Source organism: Monoglobus pectinilyticus, from assembly GCF_002874775.1.
GTDB lineage: Bacteria > Bacillota > Clostridia > Monoglobales > Monoglobaceae > Monoglobus > Monoglobus pectinilyticus.
This window is the reverse complement of record NZ_CP020991.1, coordinates 279,456-298,791: the sequence shown is the minus strand read 5'-3', so window position 1 is coordinate 298,791 and position 19,336 is coordinate 279,456. Positions and strand designations below refer to the sequence as shown.

At 33.2% G+C, this 19,336-nt stretch carries 13 protein-coding genes; 7 read left to right on the top strand and 6 right to left on the bottom strand.

What is annotated here, in order from left to right:
* Nucleotides 1-239 precede the first annotated feature (239 nt).
* Together B9O19_RS01330 and B9O19_RS01325 are read right to left on the bottom strand one after the other, a co-directional pair.
* A complete protein-coding gene (locus B9O19_RS01330) occupies nt 240-1,163 on the bottom strand; it encodes an ImmA/IrrE family metallo-endopeptidase (RefSeq protein WP_158648879.1) in 924 nt (307 codons plus the stop codon).
* A gap of 69 nt (nt 1,164-1,232) precedes the next feature.
* Nucleotides 1,233-1,754 (bottom strand): helix-turn-helix domain-containing protein, encoded by a 522-nt coding sequence (locus B9O19_RS01325; protein ID WP_102364745.1) that lies wholly within the window; start codon nt 1,752-1,754, stop codon nt 1,233-1,235.
* Nucleotides 1,755-2,094: 340 nt separating this feature from the next.
* Between B9O19_RS01325 and B9O19_RS01320 the strand changes: the two genes are divergently transcribed.
* Nucleotides 2,095-2,265 carry a hypothetical protein gene (locus B9O19_RS01320; protein ID WP_158648878.1) on the top strand — a complete coding sequence of 57 codons (171 nt, stop codon included), beginning with the start codon at nt 2,095-2,097 and terminating at the stop codon, nt 2,263-2,265.
* Nucleotides 2,266-2,363: 98 nt separating this feature from the next.
* Here B9O19_RS01320 and B9O19_RS01315 read toward each other — a convergent pair whose 3' ends face one another.
* A complete protein-coding gene (locus B9O19_RS01315) occupies nt 2,364-4,412 on the bottom strand; it encodes a transglycosylase domain-containing protein (RefSeq protein WP_102364743.1) in 2,049 nt (682 codons plus the stop codon).
* Between the two features lie 158 nt (nt 4,413-4,570).
* Here B9O19_RS01315 and B9O19_RS01310 point away from each other — a divergent pair, with 158 nt between their 5' ends.
* Nucleotides 4,571-4,984 carry a hypothetical protein gene (locus tag B9O19_RS01310; RefSeq protein ID WP_102364742.1) on the top strand — a complete coding sequence of 138 codons (414 nt, stop codon included), beginning with the start codon at nt 4,571-4,573 and terminating at the stop codon, nt 4,982-4,984.
* Between the two features lie 28 nt (nt 4,985-5,012).
* On the opposite strand, the gene B9O19_RS01305 is transcribed toward B9O19_RS01310, so the two are convergent.
* Nucleotides 5,013-7,382: an ABC transporter substrate binding protein gene (locus B9O19_RS01305; RefSeq protein WP_102364741.1), complete on the bottom strand. Its 2,370-nt coding sequence runs from the start codon at nt 7,380-7,382 to the stop codon at nt 5,013-5,015.
* 234 nt (nt 7,383-7,616) lie between these two features.
* Here B9O19_RS01305 and uvrB point away from each other — a divergent pair, with 234 nt between their 5' ends.
* The 5 genes from uvrB (at nt 7,617) to B9O19_RS01280 (ending at nt 16,925) form a co-directional block, all read left to right on the top strand.
* Nucleotides 7,617-9,584 carry an excinuclease ABC subunit UvrB gene (gene uvrB / locus B9O19_RS01300; RefSeq protein ID WP_102364740.1) on the top strand — a complete coding sequence of 656 codons (1,968 nt, stop codon included), beginning with the start codon at nt 7,617-7,619 and terminating at the stop codon, nt 9,582-9,584.
* A 26-nt stretch (nt 9,585-9,610) separates the two neighbouring features.
* Complete coding sequence (uvrA, locus tag B9O19_RS01295) at nt 9,611-12,466, top strand: excinuclease ABC subunit UvrA (RefSeq protein ID WP_102364739.1); 2,856 nt, start codon at nt 9,611-9,613, stop codon at nt 12,464-12,466.
* Between the two features lie 116 nt (nt 12,467-12,582).
* The gene (locus B9O19_RS01290; RefSeq protein ID WP_102364738.1) at nt 12,583-14,898 is read left to right on the top strand and encodes an AMP-binding protein; all 2,316 of its coding nucleotides are present in this window, start codon (nt 12,583-12,585) and stop codon (nt 14,896-14,898) included.
* 27 nt (nt 14,899-14,925) lie between these two features.
* A complete protein-coding gene (locus B9O19_RS01285) occupies nt 14,926-15,894 on the top strand; it encodes a P1 family peptidase (RefSeq protein WP_102366576.1) in 969 nt (322 codons plus the stop codon).
* A 110-nt stretch (nt 15,895-16,004) separates the two neighbouring features.
* The gene (locus B9O19_RS01280; RefSeq protein WP_102364737.1) at nt 16,005-16,925 is read left to right on the top strand and encodes a copper amine oxidase N-terminal domain-containing protein; all 921 of its coding nucleotides are present in this window, start codon (nt 16,005-16,007) and stop codon (nt 16,923-16,925) included.
* 52 nt (nt 16,926-16,977) lie between these two features.
* On the opposite strand, the gene B9O19_RS01275 is transcribed toward B9O19_RS01280, so the two are convergent.
* Both B9O19_RS01275 and B9O19_RS01270 read right to left on the bottom strand, forming a co-directional pair.
* Nucleotides 16,978-17,229: an AbrB/MazE/SpoVT family DNA-binding domain-containing protein gene (locus B9O19_RS01275; protein WP_102364736.1), complete on the bottom strand. Its 252-nt coding sequence runs from the start codon at nt 17,227-17,229 to the stop codon at nt 16,978-16,980.
* Nucleotides 17,230-17,339: 110 nt separating this feature from the next.
* The gene (locus B9O19_RS01270) at nt 17,340-19,319 is read right to left on the bottom strand and encodes a GerAB/ArcD/ProY family transporter (protein WP_154058595.1); all 1,980 of its coding nucleotides are present in this window, start codon (nt 19,317-19,319) and stop codon (nt 17,340-17,342) included.
* Nucleotides 19,320-19,336 lie beyond the last annotated feature (17 nt).

Sequence of the window (19,336 nt, the reverse complement as noted above, 5' to 3'; positions counted from 1 at the left end):
AAATTATTTATATTATTAATACTCCAAAGCCTGTCACAGACATTCTAAGATTACTATCATATTAATTTTATAAATACATGTTTTGGATATAGTACATTGTAAGTTGATAAAATAAGTTAATATATACGTCTTATGCTATGATTAAATTATGAAATAAAACATTAAATATTTTCTTATCAATACTTATCATAGCATTTTTATAAAGACTTATAAAAATATTTGTTATAAGTTTAATATATTTATTTCGGTTTGCATTTGCCACAGGGCTGATAGCCTGATTTTATTGCTTCATCTATAGTCATGTATATTATATTAGGCTTATCTTTTATATAACTGCAGTTAAGGTCATGATATTTTATTCCGCTTTTGGTCACTCCGACTTTTTCTTGATTGACACTAATTGACGGTGAAGGGGATGTTTCAGATATACTCAATGTAGGTGTGGGAGAAGATTCATAATCATCAGCTTCATTTGCTTGGATACTTATAGGGGATGGATAAAACTGAGATAAAAATATAAATAAAACGGTAACAATAATTATTGTTAAAACACTTGTTGATATAATTAATTTTATATTTTTATATTTCCCGGGCGATTTAATTGCCTTAAATTTTTTGCAGAGTTCAATTTCAGCATTACTATATTTATTATGATTATCAATCTTTGTTAATATTTCATAACAATGTTTTTTATCAAGTAAAGAAAACATAGAAATATCTTCAACTGTTGATATACGATTTACAGATAAAACGCATATTGGGGCAAGGAATTCAAGAGCGAATTCGTTTGCTTCGCGTTCTTGGTTATCATCAAGAAGTCCATTTTCCTGAAAACCTAATATTCCATGCTTAGAAAAATGCCCCATTATATCGTGACCGAGTTCGTGAGCTAATGCGAAACGTTTTCCTGCATTTGATAAATTGTTGCGATAAAAAAGTATCATATTATTATCCGTTTTAATGCTGAATGCAGGTGAATATTTGGCTATATCAAGTACACCCATTCTTTTAAAAATATCTATATAATCAGAAGAATTAATATCATAACTTTTTATTATCCAGCCTCTGTCAAGCAGTATGGACTCAATGTCGTCAACGAGTATGGAAAATTCTTTAATATTATATTGTAATAAAGTTTGAATTGCATAATATTGTGCTGTCATCATTATCCTCCCATTTATGTATAATGATAACGACAAAAAGTATTTAAATAAAATTAAATTTATTATAAATTAATCTATATTGTCAATGTTTTCATCAATCTTATTAGATTTTAAATTTTTGACCGACTGTCCTTTAGCAGCAATTTCTCCGTATTCAGTATCAATTTTTAATATTTCATTTATGCCTTTGTCTAGTTCATCTTTTTGTTTATTTAATGCGTATTCTTCAATTATAGGTTTAATTTGTTCGATAAATTTAGTTTTAAGTTTTTCATCAGAGATTAAATTTACTAGTTCCAAAAGTTCTTTTTCATTTTTTGTTAATTTATTATTTAATTCTGAATTGTCTTCTATAGATTCATCGCTGGGAATTTTATTGTCAATACCCAGTATATCGTCGGCAGAAACTTTAAAATATTCTGCTATTACTGTTATTTTTTCCCATGCGGGATATTTTATTTTATTTTCTAAATCATAAATATAGTTTCTATTAATTCCACAGTCTTTTAAAACTTTTTTGATTGATTTATTGTTTTTTAATGCTAGTTCTTTAATTTTTTTTGCAAATTCGGATCCAGTTATCATTTCCATAATATCAGCTTCTTCCAATTCACACTTGTTTATAGTAAGACTTTATAAATAAAATCCGACAAAGTTAGAAAAAGTTTAACCTTCTTTGTCATAAATCAACAAATTACAGATAAAATCTGCATTTTTGTTGACTACAGAAATATTCTGTATTATAATATTAATAACTTATTTATAAAGTTAGACAAATAAAAGAAAACTTGCGCATATACAATGGCAAATTTATTCGACAAAATTATTATAATATATTTTTCATGAGTATGCAATAGTTTTTTATTAAAGTGAGGTGATTATGGTGGTAAATGAAATCAAAATTAGATTACTAAGACTGGAAAAAAGACAAGTGGATTTATTGGATGCTATCAGAAAGAGGGGATTCAAGAACTTACAGCCATCAACACTTAGTCAATATATCAGCGGAACTATTACAGGCCCGCAAGCCGAAACGGTAATAAAAATTATATATGAAATATTAGAAAGCTGGGAAGAAGAAAAGTCTACTTATGTTAGATAACTGTTTTCTAATTATAAAATAATAAAAATCGAGTGGAAGATAAATAACTCCACTCGATTTAACAAAGTTTGTAATATAACAAACAAAATTAGCTAAACTTATTCGCCGTCAGATTCTCTTGAATTGTTTGAACCACTATTTCTTCTTCCTGAATTATTTTCGGTGTTCTTAGACTTTGAAACTCCTGATGACACACTGACGCTATAGTCTATATCTATACTTCTATTTTTCTTTTTTATTGTCGAATGTACTTTGTCCATAACATTTTTCCATACAGGAATACAAGGGTTTGATGACATTTCTATTGAAGCCGGCGTATCATATCCATACCATACTGAAGCTACATAATATGGAGAATAGCCGATAAACCATCTGTCAAAGTTTTCTGATGTTGTACCTGTTTTTCCGGCAGTAAAGGTTCCGTCTGACAATGCCGCTCCGCGACCGGTGCCGCTGGTTACAACACTGTTAAGATATCTGTTCATTATTGCGGCGGTCTCCGGCTTTATTGCTTCCCAGGTAGTATCACTGTCTCTGCCGGTCAAGATTGTTTCACCGCTTTCATTTTTAATTTCAGTAAATGTGTAAGGTTTATTATATACACCTTGATTTGGGAAAATGCAGTATGCAGCAGTCATTTCAATATTTGTAGCGCCGTGAGTTAAACCGCCGAGCGCCAATTGTGCATATCCAAGATCTGTGTAAATTTCACCGTTTATTTCTTCTGCTTCAACAAGGGTAGTAAATCCAAGTTTCTGCGTCATAAAATCGAACGAAGTCTGAATGCCCATGTCCGACATTATTTCTACAGGCACTGTATTCAAAGACTGCTGAAGAGCATAGTCAAGTCCAACTTCTGAATTACTGTAAGTGTAACTATAGTTTCTTGGTACCCAGCCATCATAGGATTTTCTTTTATCCATCACTCTTGTACTTGTGTTTATTGTTCCATTATCCAGTGCGGGTGCGTATACAGCTAATGGCTTTATTGTTGATCCCGGCTGCCTGGGACTTTGTGCTGCACGGTTCAGAGTAAAACTAGCTTCTTTTTCACCAATTCCGCCTGCCATTGCAACAACTCTGCCGTCTGATGGGTCAATAATAACAATTGAAGACTGGGCTGAAGAATCTGGGAAATTATTTGTATTATAATAGTATTCTTCAACTATTGATTGAATTTCCGGGTCATAAGCACAGTAAATTTTAAGACCGCCGGAATATACCATTTTTGTTGCAAGACTTTCAGAATAGCCTTTTTCCTGCAATCTTGATATTGCATCACGTACTACTTGGTCAACATAATATGATGTTATTATTTCTTCTTTTTTAGTTGCAGCCGTATCTTTGCTGAATGTAAGAGGATAGTTAACAGCTTCATCATATTCTTCCTGAGTTATATAACCAAGAGAAAGCATTTTTGCTAAAACCAATTCTTGTTTTTCTTTATTTTTATCCGGATTTATGAATGGGTCATATAATGCCGGATTTTGAGTAATAGATGCAATAGAAGCGCATTCAGCCAGGTTTAATTGACTTACATCCTTATCAAAATACAAATTTGCAGCTGTTTGAACTCCATGACAGTTTTGGGATAAAAATATACAATTTAAATAAAGTTCTAAAATCTGATCTTTAGATAATTTTTTTTCTAAGTCAATAGCTTTTGAAATTTCTGAAATTTTTCTGGAAATTGTTTGTTCGTCATCACCGGTTATATTTTTTATAAGCTGCTGCGTAATAGTACTGCCGCCAAGAGAAGCTTGGCCGCCTTTACCGGTTAGTTTATCTAAAAAATATGTTAAAGTAGCTTTAAGTGTTCGTTTTATATCTACTCCATTGTGAATAGGAAAACGTTCGTCCTCAATAGCAATAAAGGCATTTTGAAGATTTTTAGGAGTTGCGTCCAGATCTACCCAAATCCTGTTTTCATCAGAAGATAATGTTAAGAGATTCTTTTCTTCTCCTGTATTGGGATCAAGATATACTATGTTTGAATTGCTGTCCATCGTCAGTGAATCCAAATCAATGCCGTCAGTATTTCCCCACATGCCCATTACAGCAGTGAGTACAGCTCCTCCGGCAACAGCTCCTCCAATAATAATTGTAATTAAAAATATTAAAATAAATTTTCCAACGTATTTTCCCATTATTTTTTCCCCTTATAAAATATCAATCATCAAAATACTACATATTATACTATATAATTATATCACATAAACAGGTATAATAAACTATAAATCTGTTAATAATCTATTAAATTAGTGTTACAGCAAATATGATAACACAAGATATGGGGGTACTAATTATGTATAAAAAGTTAGTCAAAAGTATTATCATTTGTGTTTCAGTTGTGTTCTTTACTTTGATGATTGGTTATATAACATATTTTGCAACTGTAAACGTTATAAACAGGTCTGTCACTAAAAATTTAAATTCTGCTGAAGCAGTTGCATCGCAAACAACACCGGGAATGCAGGAAGCAATTCCAAGCAGTACACCCGGAAATGAGCAGTATTATCTCGCACGCCTTAATGGAAACAGCATTGAAATATATTTGTGCAGTAATACAGATTCAGCAAAAGCAGCTGAAAAATTTTTATATTCATTTAAGGTATATGCGTCAGATATCCCTGACGATGATATTTTAAATTTAACGCGCGGAATAATTTTTAAAACTAAAGAAGAATTAGCGTCTTTTGAAGAAGATTACAATAGTTAAACTTTAAAAGGTTACTAATGTTTCATTATTATGTTTGTTCAGACGTTTCTAAATACTTCTCTAAAGTATAATATAATTCATCTGCATCAACAGGTTTAATCACATGTGAATTAAAACCATTATTTAAGATTTTTTCCACATCATCCTCATATACGTCTTGCGACATAGCTATTATGGGGATAGTAGAGGAGTTAGCGTGCTTGCTTTTTCTGATAGTATTTGCTGCTTCATATCCGTCCATTATAGGCATATCTACATCCATAAGTATTACATCAATATCCTTATACTGAGCTTTATTAAAAGTATATACTGCTTCACGCCCATTTTTAGCTATCATAGTTTTAAAATTAACAGTTTTAAGAACATCGTCTAGTATAGCAAGATTAAGTTCGTTATCTTCTGCTATAAGTATTGTTTTACCGGAAAAATTATATTCTTCAGGTGATTTGTATACACGAACTTGTTTGCCGTCCTTTTCACAAATTTCAAGAGGAATCGTAACAGTAATTGACGTTCCTTCACCTTCAGTGCTTATAGCAGAAATATTTCCGTTCATCATAGAAATATATTTTTTTGTCATTGATAAACCAAGACCGCTGCCATTTTGTGCAGAATCATTGTTGTAATTATTGCTAAATACTTTATCCAGTTTATCCTTGCTCATACCAATACCGGTATCACTGACAACAAATTCAAGGATAGCATAATTTTTGTCGCCGGATGGTTTTTGTGTTGATTTTAAGTCAATAGTATTTCCATTTTCTGTGTATTTAAGCGCATTAGTAAGCAAATTTGATAGTAGTAGGCCTAGCTTATATGAATCACCATAATAATTATTTTCAGTAATATCATACCTGTTTTCAGAAAAAGTAATATTTCTCTCATTACAAAGATAAGAAAAAGTCTGTCTTAGATCATTTAGAACGCGGCTTAGTTTAAATGGCTCATGATTTATTTCTAAAGTCTGTATATCTAGATTAGAAATATTAAGTAATTCATTTACAGAGTTAAAGAGAGTGTGTGCTGTATCATCAATTGCATTAATATTTTGTTTAGTTTTTTCAGAATCATTAAGTTCTTTTTTTGTTCTGTTAATTAAAGAAATAAGAGTACTCATAGGTTGTTTTATTTCATTTGACACACAATTCAAATATTCAGATTTTGCAATTCCGTTTCTTTCAGAAATTTTTAACGCTTCTTTCAGTGTAGAAGTAGATATTTCCAATTTTCTGTTTTTCATTCTCGATTCAAACCATTTAATTACAAATTGTATCAAAAGAAGAAGTATCATTATTAGGATAGAGCCAATAGCAAGAAGCTTACCATATTTCTCTCTAAATGATTTCTCATAATTAACATATATAGAATTTGAAGGCAAAGACGAACTGCTTATATGATATTTTTTCATTACTTTAAAATCAAATTTATATTTTGAACTTGAATTTTCCGATAAAGGTATTTCGGATATATTTTGTCCATTAATTATTGAATTTACAGTATTTGCTGCAATTATACCTGACTGCTTTGAAGACAACACTGCTCCACCCAAATAACCGTTACCAATATTTAAATCAGTTAAACAAAAGGTTGGAATTGTTGTATTTTCTGTTATTAGCTTGCAGACTTCATAATCGGAGTATTGCTTTTTATCAATAGTTTCATTCATATTTAAATAGAACAGTATACTGTCATTATTAAGTTTAGAAAGAGCGGATACAAATTCTTCTTCATTTAATTCAGAAGAATTAATATCTTTGAAAATGATATTAGAAAATTGTTCCTGCTCAGCATAAAACTGATCTCTGTCACCGATACCTGTTAATGTATTATCAGAAATAGCAATAATATTTTTTGCGTCAGGATAAAGATTCAGTGCTGTATGAATATTGTTTTCAATATTTAATTTTTCTATAGAACCAGTAATTAACGGATCCATTGCTGCTTTTTCAGCAATAAATTTGTTTTCAATTCCTTCAAAGATTATGGGTGTATTAGGAAATAGAACATTTTGGTATTTTAAAACTAAGTCAAGCGCTTCATCGTCTCCAACGATAACTATATCGAAATTGTTTTCATATGAAGAAATATGATAGTTAAGAATATCATAAAATAATGCGTCGTTTTTATTATCATTTATTATATTTGAATTCAAAAATTCACTTTCAAGTGTAACTGAGCCGTCAAGTGTTTCGCGTATACCTTCGAGTTGTTTAAGAACCGATGTGTTTGAGGGCGAGTATGAACTTATAAATAAAACTTGTATGTTTTTATCTGAACTAACATTGTTATTTTCCTCGCTAAAACCATTAGTATAACTAATAGAGAAAATAATAAAAATTATGGTAAAAAACATAAAGTATTTTAACTTTTGTATATGTTTTGTTCTGAAAATAAACATTGTAGTTGCCCCTTTAATTTACATATATGGTATCATTATGATAGCATAAAAAGGTGTGTCGCGCAAGGTTTATTTTTTTCGCTAAAAAGCATTATAATGGTGAGTTCTCTTTTGAGCATATTTTTTAAAAAATGTGTTGAATTATAGGTTTCAAATGTGGTACAATGTGAGATAAGTGTTATTAATAAATACATTATTATCTGAAGGAATTATTTTATAGCACGGAGGTGTGTTATGGATTTTAAAGTTGTATCAAAATATTCGCCGGCCGGCGATCAGCCTAAAGCTATTAAAACATTAGCTGACGGTATTTTAAATGGTGATAAATTTCAAACGCTTTTAGGAGTTACCGGAAGCGGTAAAACTTTTACAATGGCAAATGTGATTGAAAAGGTGCAAAAACCTACGTTAGTCTTAGCGCATAATAAGACATTGGCGGCGCAGCTTTGCAGCGAATTCAAAGAAATATTCCCGGAAAATGCAGTTGAATATTTCGTATCATATTATGATTACTATCAGCCTGAGGCGTATATTCCTTACTCTGATACCTATATTGAGAAGGACGCTCAGACGAATGATGAAATTGATAAGCTTCGTCACAGCGCTACTGCGGCATTATTTGAAAGAAAAGATGTTATTATTGTAGCCAGTGTTTCATGTATCTATGGATTGGGTGACCCAATAGACTATAATAATATGGTTATATCACTGAGACCGGGAATGATAAAAGACAGGGACGAAGTTATTGCAAAACTTATAGAAATTAAATATGAAAGAAACGATATTAATTTTTCAAGAAATAAGTTTCGCGTAAGAGGAGATGTTTTAGATATATTTCCTTCTGACGCATATAATACGGCAGTAAGAGTAGAATTTTTCGGAGATGAAGTTGAACGTATTACAGAAATAAACACTGTAACAGGTGAAGTTATTGGTGAAAGAAAGCATATTGCGGTATATCCTGCATCACATTATGTTACTACGCCTGAGAAGCGTGACAATGCTATAATAAGTATTGAAAAAGAATTAGAAGAACGCTTAAAAGAACTCAGAAATAATAATAAGTTGGTTGAAGCTCAACGACTAGAACAGCGCACTAAATATGATATGGAAATGCTGAGAGAAACCGGATTTTGTAATGGAATAGAAAATTACTCCAGACATATCAGCGGCAGAGAACCGGGGAGTCCTCCGTTTACACTTATTGATTATTTACCGAAAGATTTTTTATTGTTTGTTGACGAAAGCCATGTTACGCTGCCGCAGGTTAGAGCAATGTATGCAGGTGACCGTGCCAGAAAAGAAAATTTGGTCAAATACGGATTTAGATTACCATCTGCTTTTGATAACAGACCTCTCAATTTTGATGAGTTTTGGGGAAAGCTGAATCAAGCAGTTTTTGTATCTGCAACACCGGCAGATTTTGAAAAAGAGCAATCAACCCGTATTGTAGAACAGGTAATCAGACCTACCGGTTTGCTTGATCCTGAGGTTGAAGTCAGACCAATAGATGGACAAGTAGATGACCTTTACACAGAAATTGTCGAAAGGACAAAAAATAATGAAAGGGTCTTAGTTACTACTCTTACAAAGAAAATGGCGGAAAGACTTACTGAATATTTTGACGACCTTGGTGTAAAGGTAAGATATTTACACTCAGATGTTAAGACCATTGAACGTATGGAAATTATAAGAGATTTAAGACTTGGCGAGTTTGATGTATTAGTCGGCATAAATCTTTTGCGTGAAGGATTAGACATACCTGAAGTTTCTCTTGTTGCTATACTGGACGCTGATAAGGAAGGCTTTTTAAGAAGCGAGACATCATTGGTTCAAACAATAGGTAGAGCGGCAAGAAACGCAAAAGGAAAAGTTATAATGTATGCAGACACAATAACCGGTTCAATGAGATATGCTATAGATGAAACTAACAGAAGGCGCGGTATACAGATTGCCTTTAATAAAGAGCATAATATAATTCCACAGACAATTAAAAAAGAAGTATATGAGGTTATTGAAGCAACCACTGAATTAAGCAGGTCAGAAAAAGGAAAGACAGCAAAGAAGAATGAACAAAAATTAATTGATAAGGAACGAGCAATTGCAGAATTAACTGTTGATATGAAAAAAGCTGCAGAGCTTCTTCAGTTTGAATTAGCGGCTCAGATACGTGATGAAATTAGAAGAATGCAGGAAGAATAAGCGTTATAATAGGAGTTGACATAAATATGAACAAAAATATAATTGTAAAAGGTGCAAAGGAAAATAATTTAAAAGATATTGATTTGGAAATACCAAGAGATAAACTTGTAGTTTTTACCGGTTTAAGCGGCTCCGGAAAGTCTTCACTTGCTTTTGACACTATCTATGCTGAAGGTCAGCGGAGATATGTTGAATCTTTATCAGCTTATGCCAGACAATTTTTAGGTCAAATGAGCAAGCCAGATGTTGAATCAATAGATGGTTTGTCTCCGGCTATATCAATTGACCAAAAGACAACGGCGAGAAATCCGCGTTCAACAGTAGGAACAGTGACAGAGATATATGATTATATCAGATTGTTATATGCAAGAATAGGTGTGCCACACTGTCCTAATTGCGGAAAAGAGATTTCGCCCCAGTCCATTGACCAAATTGTTGACTCTGTTCGTAATCTGCCTGAGCGTACTAAAATACAAATAATGGCTCCTGTTGCCAGAGGACGAAAAGGCGAATACGTAAAGACGTTTGAAGACGCAAGGAAAAATGGATTTGTAAGGGCAAGAATAGACGGAAAAACTGTCGAAATTTCTGATATGGATATCCGTCTTGATAAACAGAAAAAACATAACATAGACATAGTTGTTGATAGGCTTATTATAAAAGAGGGTATTGATAAAAGGTTGGCTGATTCATTGGAAACAGCTTTAAACATGGCACATGGGCTTGTGATTGTTGATATAATAGATGGAGAAGAGTTAATGTTTTCACAAAATTATGCTTGTGAGGACTGCGGTATAAGCATAGAAGAACTCACGCCTAGAATGTTTTCTTTTAACACTCCTTATGGTGCGTGTCCGGAATGCGCAGGTTTAGGACATATTATTGAAATCGACCCAAACCTTATTATACCTGATAAAGAATTATCTATAAACCAAGGTGCAATAGCCGCAAGCGGTTGGAACGGAACTGACAAAAATTCGATTTCGTATATGTATTACAGAGGTTTATCTGAACTTTATGAATTCAGTCTTGATGAGCCTATTAAAAATCTCCCCCAAAAAATACTTGATGTTATCTTATACGGAACCGGTGACCAAAAAATAAAGCTGACCTATGACAGAAAATTTTCAAAAGGAGTTCAGTATGCAAGATTTGAAGGCATAATTAATAATCTTGAAAGAAGACATAAAGAAACGAATTCTGACTGGATGAAAGCTGAAATAGAAACTTTTATGGTAGATATGCCTTGCCCTAAATGTGAAGGAGCCAGATTAAAGCCGGAATCTTTGGCGGTCACTATTGGAGGGTTAAATATAAACCAAGTAAGTGATATGTCTATAACTGAAGCTTACGATTTTTTCTCTAATATAAAAATCAGTTTATCAAAAAAAGACATAATAATTTCCGAAAATATATTTAAGGAAATAAAAGAGAGATTGAAATTTTTAAAAAATGTTGGATTGGAATATTTGACGCTCTCTAGAAGTGCGGGAACGTTAAGCGGAGGTGAAGCACAGAGAATACGTTTGGCAACTCAAATAGGTTCAAGCTTAATGGGTGTTGTGTATATTCTGGACGAGCCCAGTATCGGACTTCATCAGAGAGATAACGATAAACTGATTGAGACTTTGAAACGGTTAAGAGATTTAGGAAATACTTTGATAGTGGTTGAACATGATGAAGATACAATGCTTGCTGCGGATTATATAGTGGATATAGGACCCGGCGCAGGAATACATGGCGGAGAAGTAGTGGCAACAGGAACCGCCAAGGAAATTATGAAATGTGAAACTTCTTTAACAGGTCAATATTTGTCAGGTAAAAAATTGATACCTGTTCCGGAAACACGAAGAAAAGGAAATGGATTTAACTTAGAAATTAAAGGCTGTCAAGAGAATAATTTAAAGAATGTCAACATCAAAATACCTCTTGGAACTTTTACTTGTATAACCGGCGTATCAGGAAGCGGAAAGAGCTCATTTGTAAACGAAATATTATACAAACATTTATCAAATGTATTAAATGGTTCGAAAAAGAAACCCGGCAAGTTTAAGAGTATAAAGGGGGAAGAAAATTTAGATAAGGTTATTGATATTGACCAGTCTCCTATCGGCCGTACTCCAAGAAGTAATCCAGCAACATATACAGGTCTGTTTTCAGATATAAGGGAGTTGTTTGCGGCAACCCAGGAGGCAAAATCCCGAGGCTACAAGTCAGGAAGGTTTAGTTTTAATATAAAGGGCGGAAGATGCGAAGCCTGTACAGGAGACGGAATAATTAAAATAGAAATGCACTTTTTGCCTGATGTGTATGTGCCTTGTGAAGTTTGTGATGGAAAACGGTATAATAGAGAAACACTTGAAGTTAAATATAAGGGTAAGAATATTTATGAAGTACTGGAGATGACAGTTGAGGAGGGGTGCAGCTTTTTTGAAAATGTTCCTAAAATAAGCAGAAAGCTTCAAACTTTATATGATGTTGGACTGGGTTATATAAAAATAGGTCAGCCATCCACAACTCTGTCCGGAGGTGAGGCTCAAAGAGTTAAACTTGCCACTGAGCTCAGCAGAAGAAGCACAGGAAAAACAATATATATATTGGATGAACCGACAACAGGACTGCACACTGCGGATGTTCATATGCTTATAAATGTTTTGCAAAAGCTTGTAGATGCAGGAAATACGGTTGTGGTTATTGAACATAATTTGGATGTTATTAAAACTGCTGATTATATTATTGATTTAGGTCCGGAAGGCGGAGACGGCGGAGGAACTATTGTCGCTAAAGGTACGCCGGAAAAAGTGGCAAAAAACAGCGCGTCATATACAGGTCAATATTTAAAAAAATATTTAGAGAAAAAGAACGAAAAAGCTAAAATATAAGTAAGTTGACAAACATTTTTAGTAATGCTATACTTAAATTTATAGAGTTTGTATTATTTTACTAAATAATATTATCTATTATTTTTATAAAATTTGTATTTTAAGGAGTTATCAGTATGGACAATGTTTTGGACGGAAGAATAAAAGAGGTTGCTGAACGTATAAAAACCTTACGTGAAATTGATGGATTAACGATGGAAGAAGTTGCTGAAAAGACTTCAGTTGACATCGAAAAATATAAGCAAATCGAAAACGGTGAAAGTGATTTTAGTTTTTCATTTATTTGTCTTTGCGCCAGAGTTTTGGGCGTAGATGTTACAGATCTTTTAGAAGGACAAAGCGCAACTTTGTCAGGATATGAGCTTACTCGTGCCGGTGAAGGTATGAAAATAGTAAGACGTAAAGAATTTGAATATAATAATTTGGCGTCTCTTTTTAAAAATAGAATTGCAGAACCATTTCTTGTAACCGCACCATTTTCTGAAGCGGAACAGCATAAGGATATAAAGCTTTCAAAGCATGAGGGACAAGAGTTAGATATTGTTTTAAGCGGTAAGCTTAAAGTGCAAATAGGTGATAATATTGAAATATTGAATCCCGGAGATAGTATTTATTACGACAGCAAGACTCCTCACGGTATGATTGCTGTTGATTGTGACACATGTAAATTTTATGCAATAGTGCTGACTCCCAACGGCAGAGGGACAAGCTATATAGAAAATGTTGAAATAACTCCTGAAAAGCCTGTTCCTATCCGTGAAGATTCAGATGATATGATATATAAAAACTATCTTAAAACTGAAACGGACAAAAACGGTATTGTTAAATCGATAGATTTTATTAATGAAGATAATTTTAATTTTGCATTTGATATTGTTGATAGGCTTGCTGAAAAAGCTCCTGATAAGATGGCTATGCTGCATTTGTCCAGAGAGAAAGAAGAACGCAGGTTTACTTTTGAAGATATGAAAAAGTATTCCGCTAAGACTGCAAATTATTTTAAGTCACTTGGAATAGGAAAAGGCGATAAAGTAATGCTTGTTTTAAAACGCCACTATCAATTCTGGTTTTCTATCCTTGCATTACATAAGATAGGCGCTGTTGTAATACCCGCAACAAACCTGCTTGTTGAGCACGACTTTGATTATAGGTTTAAGGCGGCTGAAGTAAAGGCTATAGTTTGTACTTCAGATGGTGATACGGCACATCAGGCAGAGCTTGGCGAAAAAAATTGTGATTTTGACGTCTTAAAAATTATGGTTGGAGGCAAGCGTGAAGGCTGGCATGACTTTGACAATGAAATTGAAAACTTCAGTGATGAATTCCCTCGTCCTCAGAATCCGGATGAAACTGCATGCGGAGACGAAACTATGCTGATGTTCTTTACGTCAGGCACTACCGGATATCCTAAGATAGCAATGCATAGCCATAAATATCCTTTGGGGCATTTTATTACTGCAAAATATTGGCAGAATGTAAATCCTGACGGTATTCATTTTACTATATCAGATACTGGCTGGGGAAAAGCGCTGTGGGGAAAACTCTATGGTCAGTGGATGTGTGAAGGCGCAGTATTCACATATGATTTTGATAAATTTGAGGCAGAGGATATTTTACCGCTGTTTAAGAAATATAATATTACTTCTTTCTGCGCACCTCCTACGATGTTTAGATTTTTTATAAAAGAAGACTTGGGAAAATATGATTTGTCTTCACTCGAGTATGCTACTGTTGCAGGAGAAGCGCTTAATCCCGAAGTATATCAGCAATTTTATAAACATACCGGTATAAAGCTTATGGAGGGATTTGGTCAAACAGAAACTACTCTTGTAGTCGGCAATTTTGTTGGTATGACGCCAAAACCAGGTTCTATGGGCAAACCCAGTCCGCTGTATGATGTTGATATTGTTTTGCCAAACGGTAAATCTGCTGCAGCCGGCGAAGTCGGTGAAATTGTTATTAATACTAAGAACAGTATTCCATGCGGATTATTTAAAGGATACTATAATTCTGAGGAATTAACGCGTGAAGCATGGCATGACGGCGTATATCATATGGGAGATACGGCTTGGCGTGACGAGGACGGTTACTTTTGGTATGTTGGAAGAACAGATGATGTCATAAAATCATCAGGTTATCGTATAGGACCTTTTGAAATTGAAAGTGTTATCATGGAACTTCCTTATGTATTGGAATGCGCTATTACTCCTGCACCGGATCCGATCCGTGGCCAGGTGGTTAAAGCTACAATAGTTTTGGTAAAAGGTGTTGAAGGCAGCGAAGAAAGAAAAAAAGAAGTTCAGAATTATGTAAAGAAACATACAGCTCCTTATAAGTATCCTAGAATAGTTGAATTTGTTGATGAACTCCCAAAGACAATAAGCGGCAAGATAAGGCGCGTTGAGATTAGAGATAATGATAATAAGCAATAGGTGAGCAAAATGTTCGTAGATAATCTTATAGAGGAAATAAGCATTACAGAACTTCCAAATGTAAAGATAGGAAGTTCGGAGGACTTTGAAGGCGGCACCGGTTGTACTGTTATTTTGTGTGAAGACGGAGCCCCTGCCGGCGTAGATGTAAGAGGAGGGGGGCCGGCTTCACGTGAAACACAGCTTTTGAATCCCACTATGGCTATGGATAAAATTAATGCTGTGGTTCTGAGCGGCGGCAGTGCTTTTGGCCTTGATGCGTCCGGCGGGGTTATGAGTTATTTGGAATCCAAAGGTATTGGATTTGATGTTGGTGTTACTAAAGTTCCTATTGTTTGTCAATCATCTATTTTTGATTTGACAGTTGGTTCAATGAAAAAAAGGCCTAATTTTGATATGGCAGTAAAAGCTTGTGAAAATGCTGAAATAAATATGCCTGAGCAAGGCTGTTATGGAGCCGGCGTTGGAGCCACTGTAGGCAAAGTGTTGGGAATGGATCGTTGTACTAAAAGCGGAATTGGTATATATGCAGCAAAATTAGGCGGTCTTATGGTTGGCGCTATAGTAGTTGTAAATGCTTTCGGAGATATTTTTGATTTTGAAACAGGAAAGAAAGTTGCAGGGGTGCTGAATAAGGATAAAACAAAACTATCTAAAAAAGATTGTCAGGAGCTAATGTTTGAATTCTATTCAAATTTTGAAAATCAAATAATTACAAATACAACAATTGGTGCTGTTTTAACAAATGCTAACTTTGATAAAACACATATGACAAAAGTTGCTCAAATGGCTCAGGACGGTTATTCACGAAGTATATGCCCTGTTCACACCACTCTTGGCGGAGATACTATATATGCGTTATCGCTGGGTGATTTAAAAGCTGACATTAATTTGGTTGGAACTTTATCGGCATATGTGACGTCTAAAGCAATAGTTAATGCTATAAAATTTTCCAAATCAATGTATGGTTTTAAAGCTGTCTGCGACTTACTCTAAAAGGTTTGACATTATTTTCTGTTGCATATTCGGTTGATTTATAGTATAATATAAAATAAATTTAGATTTGAAAAAATCATGTATTAAATATATAGTTAAGGAAGGTTATTATGAAAAAACTGATTTGTTTGTTTATAAGTTTATCGATAACCATCGGTATAATTTGCAGTTTTTCTATATCAAGCTACGCTGCATCACCTATTGAAAACATTTATATTAACGGTCAGCCTATTGATTTTAGTGAGGCTGAACGTCCGTATATTCAAAATGATAGAACAATGATACCGCTTAGAGCCATTGCAGAAGCTTTAGGAGCTACTGTATATTGGTTTAATACTGATAAAAAAATTCAGATTGTGAGATATGATACTACATTACGTTTGGTTATTGGCTTGCCAAGACTTGATATTTATAAAATTGACGGTGAAGAGCAAGCTTTGAAAGAAACAGTTGAACTGGACGCTCCGGCTTTCCAGGGAGATATAACCAGAGATTTTCGTACATTTGTGCCTGCTAGAGCAATTTCAGAGGCTTTTGGAGCTGATGTAAACGCTAAATTTGTTAATGATGATGAAGGTAAGACCGACAGAGCTATGAACGTATATATTTTAGATGATTATGATGAAACTAAAGAAAATGTAGTTTCGATAGCTGACTTATATGATAAAAAAGATGTTCAAGATAAAACTCTTATTTCGACTGTTGGTATAATATCAAAATTGGATTCTAAATATTATTTACAAGATGAAAACGAGCCATATAAAATGATTCCTATTACTGATATTCCTGAAGTAGAAAATTTTTGGACTGAACAGCTTGGTGTAGAAAATAATAACCCTATTGGAACAAAAGTGAAAATTACTACTATGGTATCTTTAAATGATGAGAGTGGATATTCTATACCTATTAAAAGGGCTATTACCGGTATAAGAACAATAGAAAAAAGTAATAGCTCGTCACCTGTTGTAAGCAATGAAGATAAAACAACAGCAACTCCAAAGCCATCATATGAAAATTTATTTGCTGATTAACAAGTTTATACTTAAAATAATAATGACCTGCGATTAATCCGCAGGTCATATTTTATATTTGTTTGGTTAAATCATTAAGACAATATTTGCAAATCATTTTTCCCCTGTATTCAACTAAATTATCTTCTCTATCACAGAAAGCACAGCAAGGCGTAACTCTTTGAATAAATATCTTATTGTCTAATGTATATATTTCAACTCTTATTTTTTCATCATCTGATTGACCTAGTACCCGTCTCATTTCGCTCGGAATAACGAGACGTCCATAGTGATCTAATTCACGAATGACACTAGTAGGTTTCATAATTGCTACCTCCTTAACAATATGATAATAATACCACATATATCTAAATTTGTCAATTACAAAAGGCAGGTGTCATTTTTTGAAATTTTTTATTTTACTATATAACTATATCAATATAATAAATTAATATTAACGGTCGGTATATTTATGATATTTTCTTTTTCTTGGATTACATTTTTCCATTCGTATTCATATAAGAATTTAGATTTTGCAAATTTTCCGATTGATAATATATCACATTGATTTTGATATATTTTTTCAATTAAATTTTTACTATCATTCATTAAATCTTCATAGAGCAATTCATAATTATCTTCAGAACCATTTTGATTTTTCTTGGCAAATATTTTGGTTTCAATTTCAGCACTGATTTTTTTATTCTCTATATTTGTTTTTATATTAGGTGATGAACTTTTTATCTTGTAGACTTGATTGGTGGATTCGGAAGTAAAAAATATAGAATCTCTTTCTATCCCTAAAAGTATGTTTATAATTTGACATTCATGATTACTTAGTTCTATTTTGGGTATTTCCCCGGAAAACAAGATTGCCCCCGTAAATCCATCCGGTGAAATAATTGGAAGATACCCGTCTCCTGAACTACCGGTAAGTTTTATTAAAAATGTTCTTAAATTTGTTTGCAAAGTTTCGGTTGTAGAAGAATCTGAAAATAATAATTCATAATATCTAGCCATACTTTCTTCGAGTGATGGGTTGACTCCATATAGATACTCTTTAGCGGTATCTGTGCTTGCTATACATATTTTAGTTTCCGGACGCACATCATTAATGTTAATAAAATCTTCACAGATATTTTTTAAATACCCATCACTGTTAGTTATTGATTTTGAAAAGACAATAAGTTTTAAATGTGAAAGTGATGGCGTTTTGCCTATAAATCTTTTAACGCTCTCTAAACCGTCAAATATATTATCAGCATCAATTGAAATATTGTTTACTGACTTATTTTCTGTTTCACTTTCTTCTGAACCTGAATTTTGCGGGTCTGTATTTTCTCCGGTTGTCAGCGGATTTGTAAATTGAAATGAGAATATCAATGAACCTGTATTTTCGTCTTTATCTACGCCAACAGCTATTGCATATGCGGTATCTTCAATATCCCTGTTGTCGTAACAGCCGCAAAGAGGAACTATTCCAATTAACAATACCAATATTGACGCGGTTGTTTTCATGAAGCTGTTTTTTGGTAAACCAATTTTTTTCATAAGAATTCTTATGACCGCAAGTGATGTTGATAAATATAATATACCGGATGTGATTGAAATAATTATATTTAACACATCAAGCCGGGTGTTAAGCCGGTTTATACCTGAAAATCTTGATATATGGAACAATGGATTATTTTCTGCTACAAAAACAGAGTCGGTCGGGATTGCCAGCAGAGATATTATAGTAAATATACTGTAAATCCCAGCGCCAATAATTGCTGAGTATAATATAATTTTTGAACGGTTTATATTTTTAGACTTTTCTTCAGGCATTATTGTTAAAAATACAATTGGAACTATTATTTCTGAAAATGCAAACAGATGTTTGAATCCGCTGCTTATCGTGGAAGCGATTCCATTTCCTAATACAGGAAGAGCATTATATATATCATCATATTTTATACTGCTTATTGAAATTATAATCAATCCAATTATTATTAACGGAACGCATATACTATGCAGTTTTAAGATAGACGAAAAGTCTCTGATTCCAACAATCAGCACTGTAACAGCAATTAATGTCAAGACAATCCAAAGAGGAGTATTGGGATAAGCGCTGTTGTTTATTGTATTAATCAGCTGGTAAATAAAATATATATTATGTGATATTAAATAACCAATTAATATCACAAATATAGTGTTTCTTAAATAAGTGTTTTTAAGGCTCAATATAAAATATCTTTTGAAAAAGTAAACTATAAACAAAATCGCCGTAAATACAGCAAAACTAAAGATTAATGCCAAACATGATGAAGAACCTGTCTCGTGAAGCAGAATGTTCGAAAATCCTATAAATATTTTTATCAGCAGACAGTTAAATGTTAAACACCATATACCTAAATTGATATTTTTTTTATTCATAGATATCACTCTGTTTC